Source organism: Peteryoungia rhizophila (genome assembly GCF_004912145.1).
GTDB classification, from domain to species: domain Bacteria; phylum Pseudomonadota; class Alphaproteobacteria; order Rhizobiales; family Rhizobiaceae; genus Allorhizobium; species Allorhizobium rhizophilum.
On record NZ_STGT01000002.1, the window covers coordinates 77,845 to 92,451 of the forward strand.

The following is a 14,607-nucleotide window of genomic DNA, read 5'->3' on the forward strand; positions in this document are numbered from 1 at the left end:
GCCCTCCAAAGTCTCTGGAGAAAGGGCTAGCAGCGGTTATCACGAAAATCAATCTAAAGGAATAAAGTTTTCTTGGTGGGCAACTACCGGCGTTGCGGATAGGAGATGATCGACAGGTAGCGCGCCGGCAGGCTGACGAGTTCTTCTGGGCCGTGTGGTGCATCGGCGTCAAAGAACAGGCTGTCGCCTGCCTGCATCCGATAGAGGCTGTCCCCGTGGCGATAGACCACTTCGCCTTCGAGCATGTAGAGGAACTCCATGCCCTCGTGTTGAAAGGTCGGAAAGACATCCGATTCCGCGTTCAGCGTGATCAGATAAGGCTCGACGACGACGCCCGAGGTGTTGTTTTCGATGTGGCCGAGCAGGCTGTAATGATGGCCGGCGCGGGTTCCACGGCGCTCCAGGTTCACGCCTTCGCCCGCCTTCACGAAGCTCGCCGACTTCGGCTCCTCGAAGCCACGGAAGAAGGCGGTAATGGGCATGCCGAGCGCCTTTGACAGCGCCTGAAGTGTGGTCAGTGAGGGCGATATATTGCCGTTCTCGATCTTCGAGAGCATGCCGACCGACATGCCGGTGGCCGCAGCGAGATCGGCGACCGTTATGCCGAGCTTCTTCCGATAGGTGCGCACCTCGTGGCCGATCGCCATTTCGAGATTGTTGGCGCGGGGCTCTCGCACCGCATGGGGATCCTGTGTCAGCGCGGGCTTCAGGCCGTTCGCCGCTGTCTTGGTTGTCTTTGCCATGGATCCTCCTCAAACTCCGCCGACGTCAACTGATGCTCTAGCGGATTCTGCGTCTCTGCCCAATGGTGTGAGAGCAGCCCGTCACAGTCCGACGAAGACCAGGACGGCAAGCACGAAGGCGGCCAGGAAGACCGTATCGGCAATGAGCAGGCCGATCGCACGTCCGCCGATCTTGAACACCTCGGGCAGGGAGGTCTTTACGCCGACGGCGGCGATTGCAACGAGAAGAGCCCAGCGCGAGATCATACCGGCCCAATCGCCGACCATGGGCGGGATGGTGACGAGCGAGTTCAAAGCGGCGAGCAAAAGAAAGGCGACCACGAAGCCCGGGAGAAGGGGCGGGCGTTTGACGTCGCCGGAGACCGTGCGGCGGAAAGCGAGCGCCGCCACGAGGACCACCGGCGCCAGCATGGTGACGCGGATGAGCTTGACGAAGACGGCCGTTTCGCCGGCGGGGACTGATACGGAGAAGCCGGCGCCTGCGACCTGGGCCACATCATGGATGGTCGCGCCGAGAAAGATGCCGGTTTGATGGTCGTCCAACCCTGCCAGACTTGCGAGGATCGGGTAGAAGATCATCGCCAGCGTGGACAGCATGGTCACACCAATGACGGTGAAGACCATCTGCTGGTCGGCCTCCTTGCTGCGGTTTCCAAGCGTTGCCGAAATCGCGAGAGCGGCCGATGCGCCGCAGATCGCGACTGCCCCACCCGTCAGAACGCCAAAGGCCGTCCCTTGGCCGGAAAGGCGGGAAGCGAGAATGCCAAAGACAATGGTGAGCAGGACGGCGCCGACGATCATCACGATGACCGCAGCACCCAGTTCCGCGAACATGGCGACACTCACCCTGAGGCCGAGCAGGGCGATACCCATGCGAAGCACTGCGCGCGAAGCGAAATCGAGGCCAGCTGCGGTTCTCGGATCCTCTGCCAGGAAGTGCAGCGCGAGACCAATCAGGATGGCAAGCAGCATGGCCGGTGCGCCGTAGTGTTCCGACAGGAAGGCCGATGCCAGCGCGATCAGGACGGTGACCGAAAGACCGGGAAACAGTTTATGCCATCGCTCGCTCATGGTCGCAGAGTGGCTCTCCCGCTCCGGATCGGGCGAGGCGGTCGACGGTTCTGGCATGGATCACCTCTGGTAATTCGCCCGGGGGAATGGCGGCATCATGCGATGCCGAGGGCGTGAGACGGGATGCGCGGGTGCGCCGCGCATCCCGCGCTTGTCAGTTTAGATCGGCCGCGCGTTCCGCGTCGACCTTCTTCTGGGCGTCGGCAACCGCTGCCGTGAACTGGTCGAACACTTCGGCACCGCCTGTCACGTTCGTCTTGAACCAGTCGAAGACGGGCGAGACGGCATTCTTGAACGCTTCCTTCTCGGCAGGGCTCGGCACGTAGATCTCGCCGCCAGCCTTGGCGAAGTCCTGATAGGCCGCGATTTCCTTACGCTTCGGCGAGGCGAAGGTTGCCTGCTGGAGGGCGGCAAAGCCATCGACGACGATCTGCTTCTGCTCGGGCGTCAGGCCCTGGAAACGGTCGTTCGACATCCACCAGAAGGCGCCCATGTAGCTGTGGCCGTCGAGCGTCAGATATTTGAGGCCTGCATCGGGGAACTTCATCGACATGATGTCGGTGATGCCGTTGGCGGTGCCTTCGACGACGCCCGTCTGCAGCGAGGTGAAGAGTTCCGGCCACGGGATCGGGGTCGGTGCGGCACCGACCGCGGTGGCGGCCTGCTGCGGCAGGTCGGCCGGGACGGTGCGCATCTTCAGGCCCTTCAGATCCTCCGGTGTCTTCACCGTCTTCTGGGTATTGGCATAGTTGCGCCAGCCACCCGTGTTGCCGATCGTCATCAGACGGATCTTGTTGTCGCTGTCGGTCAGCGCTTTTTCGCGGAGCTTGCGGGTGAAGTCACCGGTCAGCACTTCCTCGGCAATCCGGTCGTCGCTCATCAGGTAGGGCAGGTCGAGCACCTGGATGTAGGGAAAGAGGCCAGCAGCACCACCCGATGTCGAGATGTAGACATCGAGCGAGCCGTCGGCGATGCCTTGCAGGCATTCTTCCCCGGTGGCGCACAGCTGTGTGCCCATGAAGATTTCGACGGCGATCGCGCCGTTCGAGGCGTTTTCGATGTAGTTCTTGAAGACGACGAGGCCGTCATAGTCCTCGTCGTTCTCATTGGAATTGGCGGTGGCGCGCAGCGTGATGTCTGCCGCCTGTGCTACTCCCGTGATCGTCAATGCGCTGGCGAGCAGCAGGGTCTTGAACATGGACTTGAGCATTCTGGTTCCTCCCGTTTTCTCAAGTTAGTCGACGAAGCCCGCAAGGCGCGGGACCGTTAGGGTCAGGGCGGGGAAGTAGGTGATCAGGAAGATCACCACGATTTCCGCCGCCAGGAATGGCAGGGTAGCCTTTGCAATCGTCTCGACGCGAAGTCCGGAAACCGACGATGACACGAAGAGTACCAGACCCATGGGCGGGGTCAGGAGGCCGACCGTCAGGTTCACAGCCATGATGATGGCGAAGTGAACGGAGTCCACACCCATCTGGGTGAAGATCGGGCCGAGGATAGGCCCGAGAATGATGATCGCAGGCCCCGCATCGAGGAACATGCCGACCGCAAACAGCAGCAGATTGATCAGCAGGAGCAGAACGAGCGGGTTGTCGCTCAGGCTGAGAATGATCGAAGCGAGCAGTTCTGGCGTGTGCGACAGGCTGGCCACGGTCTTGAACGCCATTGCCGCGCCCACGAGCAACAGGACGACGGCAGATGTCATTGCCGCGCGCATGAGAATTCTTGGCATGTCAGCGACATTGAGGGTGCGCAGCACGAACAGGCCGATGAAGATGGCGTAACCGACGGCGACCGCCGAGGCTTCCGTCGGGGTGAAGATGCCGCCGAGAATGCCGCCCATGATGATAACGGGGGTCATCAGTGGCCAGAATGCGTTGAGGCTCGCGCGCCCGCGCTCGGACCAGGAGGCGCGCTTCGTCGCGGCTGGGAGGTTCTCGCGGTCCGCCAGCAGATACACGATCACCATCAGGCTGACGCCGATGAGGACGCCGGGTACGATGCCGGCGAGGAACAAGGCCGCGACGCTTTCGCCCATGACATAGGCATAGATGATCATGATGCCGGAAGGCGGGATGATCGGCCCGATGATGGAGGATGCGGCCGTCACAGCGGTCGCAAATTTCCGGCTGTAGCCCTGCTTTTCCATGGCGGGTATCAGCATGGAGCCGAGCGCTGAAACATCAGCTACAGCCGAGCCGGACAGGCCGGCAAACAGCATCGAGGAGAGGATGTTGACGTGCGCAAGCCCCCCGCGCAGGTGCCCTATCACCGCCTGGGCGAATTCGACCAGACGCATGGTGATGCCGGCCCGGTTCATCAATTCGCCGGCCAGCATGAAGAAGGGGATCGCCATCAGCGGAAAGCTGTCCATCCCGTTGTAGACGTTTCGATAAAGCAGCACGATGTCGCGCTCCTGGCCGTTCAGCCAGAGCAGGATGGCGGGTGCTGCGATCAGACCGAAGACGATCGGGAAACCGAGCAGCAGGAGGACCATGAAGAGCGGAAGGAAAAGACTGAGCATCATTCGGCTCCCATGCCGCCTAGCGTCGTGATGGGCTGCAACGCCTCACCACGTCCCAGCAATTCGAGTAGGCTGCGCAGAATCAGTTCGATGTTGACCACGAACATCATCGTCACACCTGTCGCCAGCGAGGCCATCATCCAGCCGCGAGGCACCTTCATCCAGGTGCTCAGATCAAGCGAAGTGGGCACCGCAATCGCGGGCATGGCAAACCGTCCGCCCAACCCCGTCACTTCCGCCCAACCGATACGCATTCCAACGAATAGCATCACGGCCGAAAGGCCAAGAAAGAGCAAGGCAACGATGGTTCCGATCACGCGCGGAAAGATGTCGAGGACCATTGTGATTGCGACGAAGCCGCCCTGGCGGAAGGCCGTCGGCACCATCAGTCCGGTCATCCAAAGCATCAGGAAGCGCGATCCCTCTTCGCTCCAAGGCAGGGCGTTTCCGAGGACGTAGCGGAAGAAGACCTGGACGAGAATGAAGACGAGCATGACGCCGAGTGCACCCGCCCCCAGCCAAAGACCGAGTGTCAATACGGCAGCATTCAGCCGGCCGAGCAGATTGGTCAGGTTTGAAAGTGCCGTCATGTCTCCACCCGTTACTTGTCATCGGTCCATTCGGCGAAACTATCGAAGACTAATCCATCCCGTGCAAACACGGGTTTTCCAGTTTCAGGTCGCCCGGGAGTAAAATCCTCCTTGGGTCGCATGATCCGGATGATCCTCGATCGTCTCGTCGCAGCATGCACCGGCATGCACCGACGACCTCCTCCCAAACTCCAGCTCAGACGGCGAAGCGTCCGAACCGTCCCCCCGAGAAGCACAGCGGTTCTCCCTGCCGATGTGCAACTCTCAACACCCTGCCTATGACGAGCGTATGATCGCCTGCGTCATGCAGTGCCTGCTGGACGCATTCGAAACGTGCGAGCGTGCCCGGCAGGACTGGTACCTCCTCGTCGTTGAAGCAGACCTCGACGCCGTCGAAACCGCTGCCGCCGCGTGTGAAGGCGGCGCTCAGGTGGTCCTGATCTGCGCCGAGAACATGGATCGCGAAATGCCTGGCGCCGGTGAAGGCGCTGTATCTCGACGAGCTCTTGGCCGGCGACCATAGCACCAGCGGCGGATCGAGCGAGACGGAGGCGAAGCTGTTGACGGTCATGCCGATCGGACCGTCGGCTGTCGTCGCCGTCACCACGGTCACCCCAGTGGTGAAGCTGCCGAGCGCATTGCGATAGGCGCGATGATTGTCGCCCCCGGGAACGAAGAGGGCTTCCATCGCATGAATGTCATTGGCAGCCATCATCAGGCAACCTCCCGTCCGATCGCGAGTGTGTAAAGTTCGAACCATGTTTGGCGATCCATCTCTACCTTCGTCGCGTCCGCGATCTTGGCGATGCGATCGAGCGAATTGGTGCCCATGACCGGCAGGATGGTGGCCGGATGGCGAAGAAGCCACGCGACAGCGACGGCTGTATCATCGACGCCGTGTTCGGCGCCGATGCGCTTGAGAGCTGCGAGGAGTTCGGGTTTCGATCCATCGAGAAGCCGCCCGCCGCCGAGCGGCGACCAGGCCATGGGCGGGACCATGCGCTCCTGCAGATAGGCGAGATCCCCGTTCACGAAAGTGTCTGTCGCGAGCAGGCTCATCTCGATCTGGTTGGTGACGAGATTGGTCTCCATCGACGACTGAAGGAGCGAGAAATCCCAGGGCCGGAAATTCGAGACGCCGACCGCGAGCACCTTGCCAGAGGCGACCAGCGCATCGAGTGCGGGGCCTGTTTCGTCGGGATCGATCAGCGGATCAGGGCGGTGGATCAGCAGCAGGTCGACATGATCAGTTCCCATATCGGTGAGCGAGGCTTCGACGGAGGCCGTGATATGGGCGGCGGAGGTGTCGTAGTATTTCACCCGTGCTGCCGAATGCCGGCCAGCAGGCGCTACGATATCGCATTTGGTGACGATTTCGAGCTTGTCGCGCAAGCCAGGCGATGCCTTCAGCGCGCCGCCGAGTACCGCTTCGGCAGTGTAGCCGCCATAGATGTCGGCCTGATCCATCGTAGTGATGCCCTGAGCCAGACAGGCTTCGATCTTGGCCTGAACGTGCTTCGGCGAGGTGTCGGCATCATCGCCGATGCGCCACATGCCGTAGACCAGGCGACTGAAGGTGAGGTCGGGGGTAATATTGACGCGCTGCATCAGCGGCGAACTCCATTTCCGAGAGGGGTAGCCGGCGTTTCCGAGGGAACGCGGCCATAAGCATGGGGGAGCGACGCGGTCTTGAGTTCCGGCAGCACTTTGGTGCCGAAGTGAACCGCCTCGTCGATATGCGGATATCCTGACAGGATGAAGGCGCGGATACCCATTTTTCTGTAGACTTCGAGTTCCGACAGGATCTGGTCCGTCGAGCCGACAAGGGCTGCGCCGCAGCCGGATCGGGCCCGGCCGATGCCGGTCCACATATGTGGTTCGATATAGCCGAACTGGTCCGCAAGCTCACGGGCACGGGCCTGATGGGCAACGCCGAGCGAGATCGAGTCGTGCGCGCGGTCGCGGATCAGCTTGCCGTATTCGTCATCGAGCTTCGAGACGATGTATTCGGCGTATTCCCGGGCTTCCTTCTCGGTGTCGCGGACGATCATATGGACGCGCAGGCCGTAGTCCAGCGTACGGCCATGGGCTTCCGCACGAGCGTGAGCAGCCTTCATGCGCTCGGCGAGCTGGTCCTTCTTTTCCGGCCACATCAGATAGACATCGCATTGGGCGCCGCAGAGTTCGAGCGCGTCGGGCGAGTAGCCACCGAAGTAGAGCAGGGGACCGCCATTCTGCTGGTAGGGGCGGGCTGGTTCTGTCGACACGCCCTTGAACTGGTAGACCTCGCCTTCATGGTCGATCGTGTCGCGGGTCCAGGCCTGGCGGAGGATCTCGACCACTTCGTGGCTGCGCTTGTAGCGAAAAGCACTGTCGGCCACTTCGCCGGGGAAATCCGAGCTGATCACGTTGAGTGTCAGACGACCCTTCAGCATATGGTCGAGCGTCGCGACCGTGCGCGCCAGCATGATAGGCTGCATCTCGCCGCAACGGATGGCGGCAAGCATGTTGATCTTTGATGTGATCGGCGCGCAACCGGCAACGAAGCTCAGCGTGTCCTGGCCGACCTGGTAGGAGGAGGGGCAAAGAATATTGCGGAAGCCGAGTTGCTCGGCCTTCTGCACGATGTCGGAGCAGTGCTCCCAGCTCGAGCGCAGGTCACCATCTGGCACGCCAAGGAATTGATAATCGTCAGAGCAGAGAGCGGCGAACCACGACACTTCCGCGCCATCGAGATCGGCCGATGTGACGGGTACGACAGTCATTGAGGTCTCCTCCAAGGCTCCAACTTTCCTCTTGCCTAACACTCGATTTGATGTAGATCAATAGTGTATCAATTTTTTCTCGGCGATACCGAAGTGCCACAGAACTCCGCGACCCAGCCGCCCGGCAGCCTTCCGATCTATGTCCAGATCACAGAACTCCTCGTGCGCGATATTGCGGCGGGGCGGCTCATCGACGGCGAGAAATTGCCGCCGGAACGGGACATGGCGGAAGAACTCGGCATCGCCGTGGGTACCTTGCGCAAGGCCTTGGCCGAGCTGCAAAATCGGGGGCTTTTGGAGCGCATCCAGGGCTCCGGCAATTACGTCCGAGCGATTTCCGACCCCCAGTCCGTCTACGCGATGTTCCGGCTGGAGTTGTTGGGTGGTGGTGGATTGCCGACGGCCGAAATCCTCACGATCGATCGGCTGGCCAAGCCCTCGGAGCTGCCTTCCTTCGGTCGTTCCGGTGAAGCGCATCGGATCCGCCGTCTGCGCAGGCTTTCCGGCAAGCCTGCGGCGATCGAGGAGATCTGGCTGGACGGATCCTATGTCGACACGATCGATCTCGAGGCGGTGTCGGAATCCCTCTATCTCTTCTACCGCACCAAGCTTTCGCTCTGGATCGTGCGGGCCGAGGACCAGATCGGCCTCGATCGTGTGCCCGATTGGGTCCCATCGATCTTCGGCCAGGCCTCCGGTGCGCCGATCACCCACATTCAACGCATCAGCCAGGACCAGGAGGGGTTCCGCGCCGAAGTTTCGCGGACCTGGCTCGATCACAACGTCGCCCGCTACGTGTCGCGACTGAAATAACAGGGCCGCGAGAGGCGGGCCAGACCCAGGAGGAAAGAGTGGCAGGACTGAACTACGGGATCATCGGTTGCGGCATGATGGGGCAGGAGCATCTGCGCAACATTGCCCTTCTGCAGGGCGCATCGGTGGTGGCGATCTTTGAGCCGGATGCCGGCATGAGGGCGCTGTCGGCAGAAGCGGTTCCGACGGCAGATATGGTGAATTCCATTGAAGAACTGCTTGCCGTCGAGGCGGTGAACTGCCTGCTGATCGCGAGCCCTAACTTCGTCCATCTCGACCAGTTGGAGAAAATTGCCGCGATCCGAGCGCTGCCGGTTCTGGTCGAAAAGCCGCTCTTCACCGATCCGGCCGATGCGCCGCGTCTCGCCGCATTGCGCGCCGCCTATCCGGCGCCGATCTGGGTGGCGATGGAATATCGCTACATGCCACCCGTGGCACGAATGATCGAGCAAGCGGAGGAGGCAACCGGCGGCATCCGCATGCTGACCATCCGCGAGCATCGGTTCCCCTTTCTCGAGAAGGTCGGCGACTGGAACCGCTTCAACCGCAATACCGGCGGCACGCTGGTCGAGAAATGCTGCCATTTCTTCGATCTGATGCGGCACATCCTGAAATCCGATCCGGTGCGCGTCATGGCGTCCGGCGGCCAGTCTGTGAACCATCTCGATGAGGTCTATGACGGCAAGCCTTCCGATGTTTGGGACAATGCCTATGTCATCGTCGACTTCGCGTCGGGCGCGCGGGCCATGCTGGAGCTCTGCATGTTCGCGGAAGGCGCTCGGTATCAGGAAGAGATTTCAGCGGTCGGACCGAAGGGCAAGATCGAGTGCCTTGTTCCCGGCCCAGGTCGCTTCTGGCCGGAGCATCTCGGCGAGCCGCCGGTTGCGCAGGTCATCGTCTCGCCACGTGACCCCAAGGGGCCGCGTGTGGTGGAAATCCCTGTTGATCCGCAATTGCTGGAGGCTGGTGACCATAATGGCTCGACTTTTTACCAGCACCAGCGCTTCCAGAAGGCGGTGCAGGGCGAGCGTCCGGTGGAAGTTGGTCTCGACGATGGCTGGTGGGCCGTGTCGATGGGGCTTGCGGCGCAACAATCGGCACAGACAGGTCAAGCGGTGACCTTCCCGCTTTCATTCTCTCCTGGCTGAATGGAGCGTTGATGCTCCTCTGTTTTGGGGTGCTCTCCAGGGTTGAACCATTCGGCGCCAGCGGCGTTTGCTTACCTCGTATCAATCGAGGGAGACGCAGCGGTGACAGAGTATTTGTTTGGGCCCTTGATCGAAAATGATGGTGTCCTGTTTCGCTTATGGGCACCGCAGATCGACAGGGTTTTCATCGAATGCGATGGCGCCTCGCCGCAGGAGATGGAGCTGCGAGGGTCTGGCTGGTTCCAGCTGAAGGTACCAGGTGCTGCATGTGGGACACGCTATCGCTTCCACTTGCCGGGCGGATTGACCGTTCCTGATCCCGCCAGCCGTCATCAGCCGGACGACGTGTTCGGTCCAAGTGAGGTCGTCGATCTGGGCGACCTCTGGGCAAGGGATTCCGTCTGGCGCGGGAGGCTGTGGCACGAAACGGTGCTCTACGAACTGCATGTCGGAGCGTTTACGGAGGAGGGGACTTTTCGCGCGGCCATCGATCGGCTCGATCATCTGTCCAAGCTCGGCGTCACAGCGATCCAGCTGATGCCCATTGCCGATTTTCCGGGGCGGTGGAACTGGGGTTATGACGGCGTGCTTCCCTATGCGCCGGATAGCCGCTATGGGCGACCGCAGGATCTGTACGAACTCGTCGAGGCAGCGCACAGGCGAGGGATCTCGGTCTTCCTCGATGTTGTCTATAACCATTTCGGACCATCGGGTAATTTCCTGCCCGCCTATGCGCCGCTCTTCACGCCGCATCACCAGACTGCTTGGGGTGACGGGATCAATTTCGACGACGCAAAGAATGGTCCGATCCGCGAATTCCTGCTGCAAAATTCGCTTTACTGGATCGAGCACTTTCATATCGACGGACTTCGTTTCGACGCGGTGCATGCAATCCGCGACGACAGCGCCCGCCATTTTCTCGAAGAACTCGCAATCCGCATCCGGCGAAAATTCCCGGATCGCCATGTGCATCTGATCGTCGAAAACGAGGAGAATGATCCTGGGCTCTTGTCACGGGACGCGGTCGCCCGCGCGTCCTTGTTCGACGCCCAATGGAACGACGACGTGCATCATGCGCTGCATGTCGCGACAACAGGTGAAACATTCGGCTACTATGGCGACTATGCGGAGGCCATCGAGGCCCTGGCGAAGGCACTCGCCGAGGGTTTTGTATACCAGGGTGAGGTCATGCCCTATCGCGGCGAACGACGCGGTGCTCCAAGCGGCCACCTTCCACCCACAGCCTTCGTTTCCTTTCTGCACAATCACGATCATGTCGGCAATCGTGCCGCCGGAGATCGGGTGATGGCAACCTTGCCGGAGCCTGCGCTCGCCTTCGCCGTCTCGTTGATGCTGCTCTCCCCACAGGTGCCCATGTTGTTCATGGGGGAAGAATGGTGTTCGAAGCGGCCATTCCCATACTTCTGTGACTTCGATGAAGATTTGAATGCTGCGGTCCGCGAAGGTCGCAGGGACGAGCTTTGCCAACTGCCGGGCTTCGACGGGGAACATGTTCTCGACCCGACTGCCGAGGAGACCTTCCGCTCTGCAGTGCTCGACTGGGAGGCCACATCATCCGAGCCTGGATCTGTCTGGGTCGAGCGTTACAGGCAGATGATCGCCTTACGGCGCGAACGTGTTGTTCCCCTGGTTTCGATGATGTCGAAAGGTGGGCATTACAAGGTGAGAGATGGTGTCTTGCGTGTCGAGTGGCCGCTCGACGATGGGCGGGTCTATCTACTCGTCGCCAATCCGTCAGACCGCTACATTCCCACGCAGATGCAAGCGGATATCACCGATGTCCTCTACGCCCTCGGCGAACATCGTCCGGACGGGGTGGGGGCATGGTCGCTGGTCTTCGGCATTTCGGCCGGGCGCTGATCGCCTGGCCGACAGAGGCTGAGGTTTCTCAGGCACTCATCCTGTCGGCCAACTGCATGACTTCAAGCGCAGATTTCGCCACCATGTCGGCGCCGATCGCGCCGAAGGCGACGGGGTTCTTCATTACGGCCGGTCCGCCGACCGCAATCTTCATTCGGCTCAGGGCCCTGTTGGATTGGACCCGACGAATCGCCTCGGCACATTCTTCGACCTCGTCGACGCGGCCGACCGATATGCCGAGAAGGGCATAGGAAGAATTCGACAGGCGCATGTAGAGACTGTCATCCAGTTCCAGGTCCGCGCCGCCGTCGACGTCCCAACCCATGTCGCGGAAACAGGAGGCGACTATCGACACGCCGATCGTATGCATCGCCCCTTGTGTCCGTGCGAGCAGCACGCGCCGCGCCCTCTGTCGGTCTCGGATGGTCTGGCTGCGGTTCTGGGACAGATGGTTGACGATCATGCCAAGCCTGGTCGATGCAACGGCCACTTGGATGAAATCTGTCTCGTCATCACACCATAAGCGCCCGAGTTGCGCGGCCACCGGAGAAAAGAGGTGGATCGCCAGCGTATGCATGGGAATGTCGCTGCGCTGCAGTTCCTCGATCATCTCGCGATGGCCGCGAGGGTCGGCTTGAACCAGCACCTGGGCCAGAGCTCCGCGATAGGTGATCGCCTTCTCCATTCCCGGAAGTTCCCGAGCCTTCGGGTCTAGTTCCGGGTACAGGTGGAGGTCGATCTCCGGCGGCACCTTGTCGTCCTGGAGATCAGTCACGAACTCCTTTTGCGCCGCCTCGACAAGTCGAGGAACGGCACCCCTGATGGCACTTTCCAGAATCTTTTGCTCAAGGCTGGAAAGCCTCGGATCGCCTGCATTCTGTCCTGCTCTGCCATCATTTTTATAAGGGGGCTGGTCCGTCCCTTTCGGCGGCCCCCCAAGTCTATCACCCGCCATGTCACCCTCCCGGTCATCGGCTTGGGCGGTTTCGCTCATCCCGATGGGATACTACTCCATTCTTTCGTCACCGCAAACTTCTCGTAGTCGAATACGATTGTCGGCGTCCTACGGTTTTGCTTCAGCGATCCTCCGCGCGGTGGAGGCGCGTTGTCAGTTCCTGCTGGCCGGCTCTTCCCGATCGGCGAATGTCGCCATGAACGCGGCTCGAAGCGATGCCATTGCGGGCCGCAGCCGCGATATGCCGTGCTGTCAGTTTCGCTTCCTCGTACATGTCGTCGGAACTTGCCTGTGCGATGAAGGTGTCGGGCAATGTCAATGTTCGCACGGCGCAGCGTCCGTCCAGCATGCCGCGATTGGCGAGATGATGCAGGACAAGTGCCCCGAAGCCGCCCGTAGCGCCTTCCTCGACGGTGACGAGCATGGCGTGATTGTCGACCAGATCGGCAATCAGGGCCGTGTCCAGTGGTTTAGCAAAACGCGCGTCGACAACGGTAACCGAAATGCCCTCGAGAGCGAGCAGGCGTCGTGCCTTCAGACAGTCTGCGAGCCGCGTGCCGAATGAAAGCAGGGCAACCTGCGTTCCTAGTTCGATGATGCGGCCTCGGCCGATCGGCAGCATCTCTCCCTTCGCGGGCATGGTGACGCCCGTGCCTTCGCCGCGTGGATAACGAAAGGCGATGGGACCCTCGTCGTGCCCGGCGGCTGTCGCGACCATGTGGACCAGTTCCGCCTCGTCGCTCGCGGCCATCACGGTGAAACCCGGGAGATGGGCGAGATACATGATATCAAAAGCGCCGGCATGGGTCGGTCCGTCGGCGCCGACCAGTCCGGCGCGGTCTATCGCGAAACGCACCGGAAGCTGTTGCAGGGCAACGTCATGGATGATCTGGTCGTAGGCGCGCTGCAGGAAGGTCGAATAGATCGCGCAGAAGGGCTTCATGCCACTTGCCGCGAGGCCCGCGGCAAAGGTCACTGCGTGTTGTTCGGCGATCCCGACATCGAAAGTACGGTCCGGGAAGGCGGCTTCGAACCGGTCGATGCCGGTGCCGGAGGCCATGGCCGCCGTGATGGCGACGATCCGGTCATCCGCCTTCGCCTCGTTGATCAAGGCATCTGCGAAGACCTTCGTATAGCTCGGCGCCTTGGCGGGCACCTTGACCTGGACGCCGGTCGTCACGTCGAAGGGATTGACGCCGTGGTATTTGTCGGCGGCCTGTTCGGCCGGATCATAACCTGCGCCCTTCCGTGTCACCACGTGGAGTAGAACCGGACCCGTCTTGTTGGTGTGAAGCTCGCGCAGCAGAGGGATTAGGGCGTCGAGATCGTGGCCATCCACCGGGCCACGATAGTCGAACCCGAAATTCTGAAAGAGGTTGCCAGCGAGGGTTTGCGCCCTGTCCCTGATTGCCGCGAGATGACCGGGCAGCGCGCCTGTGGACGCTGAGATCGACATGTCGTTGTCATTCAGGATCACGATCAGGCGACGACCCGACTTTCCGGCATTATTCATCGCCTCGAAGGCCATACCCGCAGACATGGCGCCGTCGCCTATGATGCAGACGACATGGCCGTCCTCGCCCTTCAGGTCGCGTGCCGTGGCAAATCCGAGGCCGGCTGAAATGGATGTGGAGGAATGAGCGGCCCCGAAGGGATCGAATGCACTTTCCATGCGGCGCGTGAAACCGGAAAGGCCGTTCCGTTTTCTGAGGCTCCGCATCCTGTCGCGTCGTCCCGTAAGGATCTTGTGGGGATAACACTGGTGGCTCACATCCCAGATGATCGTGTCTCTCGGGGCGTCGAAGACCGCGTGAAGTGCGACGGTCAATTCGATGACGCCGAGGCTGGATCCGAGATGGCCGCCTGTTTCGGAGACAATCCTGAGGGTTTCCCCCCTCAACTCCCGCGCCAGATGACAGAGCTCGTCTTGGCCCATGCGCTTCAAATCGTCCGGTGATTTCACCTGGTCGAGCAAAGGGGTGGCGACGTCATTCGCACAAGACAAACCCACTGCGCTCTCCTCCCACGCATGTGGCCAATTCTTCTAGACGTGGTGCTGACGAGGCTGCCGATATGGCAGGAACGGCAACGAATGCCTGAGAATGGTCCAATATGCA

General features: G+C 61.1%; 13 protein-coding genes. 3 read left to right on the plus strand and 10 right to left on the minus strand.

Annotated elements, in window-relative coordinates:
- Positions 1–83: 83 nt before the first annotated feature.
- The 8 genes from E9677_RS06365 to E9677_RS06400 all read right to left on the minus strand — a co-directional run bounded on the left by E9677_RS06365 (position 84) and on the right by E9677_RS06400 (position 7,693).
- Positions 84–743 (minus strand): helix-turn-helix domain-containing protein, encoded by a 660-nt coding sequence (locus E9677_RS06365; protein WP_136557280.1) that lies wholly within the window; start codon positions 741–743, stop codon positions 84–86.
- An 81-nt stretch (positions 744–824) separates the two neighbouring features.
- The gene (locus E9677_RS06370) at positions 825–1,871 is read right to left on the minus strand and encodes a YeiH family protein (protein WP_136557281.1); all 1,047 of its coding nucleotides are present in this window, start codon (positions 1,869–1,871) and stop codon (positions 825–827) included.
- Between the two features lie 97 nt (positions 1,872–1,968).
- Positions 1,969–3,024 (minus strand): TRAP transporter substrate-binding protein, encoded by a 1,056-nt coding sequence (locus E9677_RS06375; protein ID WP_136557282.1) that lies wholly within the window; start codon positions 3,022–3,024, stop codon positions 1,969–1,971.
- Between the two features lie 24 nt (positions 3,025–3,048).
- A complete protein-coding gene (locus E9677_RS06380; protein WP_136558098.1) occupies positions 3,049–4,338 on the minus strand; it encodes a TRAP transporter large permease in 1,290 nt (429 codons plus the stop codon).
- Positions 4,338–4,928 carry a TRAP transporter small permease gene (locus E9677_RS06385; RefSeq protein WP_136557283.1) on the minus strand — a complete coding sequence of 197 codons (591 nt, stop codon included), beginning with the start codon at positions 4,926–4,928 and terminating at the stop codon, positions 4,338–4,340. Before E9677_RS06385 ends, E9677_RS06380 begins: the two co-directional genes overlap by 1 nt.
- A gap of 196 nt (positions 4,929–5,124) precedes the next feature.
- A complete protein-coding gene (locus E9677_RS06390; RefSeq protein WP_136557284.1) occupies positions 5,125–5,643 on the minus strand; it encodes a flavin reductase family protein in 519 nt (172 codons plus the stop codon).
- Positions 5,643–6,536: an aldo/keto reductase gene (locus tag E9677_RS06395; RefSeq protein ID WP_136557285.1), complete on the minus strand. Its 894-nt coding sequence runs from the start codon at positions 6,534–6,536 to the stop codon at positions 5,643–5,645. The genes E9677_RS06390 and E9677_RS06395 overlap by 1 nt, the downstream gene beginning before the upstream one ends.
- A complete protein-coding gene (locus tag E9677_RS06400; protein WP_136557286.1) occupies positions 6,536–7,693 on the minus strand; it encodes an LLM class flavin-dependent oxidoreductase in 1,158 nt (385 codons plus the stop codon). Before E9677_RS06400 ends, E9677_RS06395 begins: the two co-directional genes overlap by 1 nt.
- A gap of 63 nt (positions 7,694–7,756) precedes the next feature.
- Between E9677_RS06400 and E9677_RS06405 the strand changes: the two genes are divergently transcribed.
- The 3 genes from E9677_RS06405 to treZ all read left to right on the plus strand — a co-directional run bounded on the left by E9677_RS06405 (position 7,757) and on the right by treZ (position 11,535).
- Complete coding sequence (locus E9677_RS06405) at positions 7,757–8,506, plus strand: GntR family transcriptional regulator (protein ID WP_136557287.1); 750 nt, start codon at positions 7,757–7,759, stop codon at positions 8,504–8,506.
- Between the two features lie 38 nt (positions 8,507–8,544).
- Complete coding sequence (locus E9677_RS06410; protein ID WP_136557288.1) at positions 8,545–9,654, plus strand: Gfo/Idh/MocA family protein; 1,110 nt, start codon at positions 8,545–8,547, stop codon at positions 9,652–9,654.
- 102 nt (positions 9,655–9,756) lie between these two features.
- A complete protein-coding gene (gene treZ / locus E9677_RS06415; protein ID WP_136557289.1) occupies positions 9,757–11,535 on the plus strand; it encodes a malto-oligosyltrehalose trehalohydrolase in 1,779 nt (592 codons plus the stop codon).
- A 28-nt stretch (positions 11,536–11,563) separates the two neighbouring features.
- Here treZ and E9677_RS06420 read toward each other — a convergent pair whose 3' ends face one another.
- Both E9677_RS06420 and dxs read right to left on the minus strand, forming a co-directional pair.
- On the minus strand, positions 11,564–12,529 hold the full coding sequence (locus E9677_RS06420; RefSeq protein ID WP_235882878.1) for a cobalamin B12-binding domain-containing protein: 966 nt from the start codon (positions 12,527–12,529) through the stop codon (positions 11,564–11,566).
- A gap of 82 nt (positions 12,530–12,611) precedes the next feature.
- Positions 12,612–14,501 carry a 1-deoxy-D-xylulose-5-phosphate synthase gene (gene dxs, locus E9677_RS06425; protein ID WP_136557290.1) on the minus strand — a complete coding sequence of 630 codons (1,890 nt, stop codon included), beginning with the start codon at positions 14,499–14,501 and terminating at the stop codon, positions 12,612–12,614.
- Between the last annotated feature and the right edge of the window lie 106 nt (positions 14,502–14,607).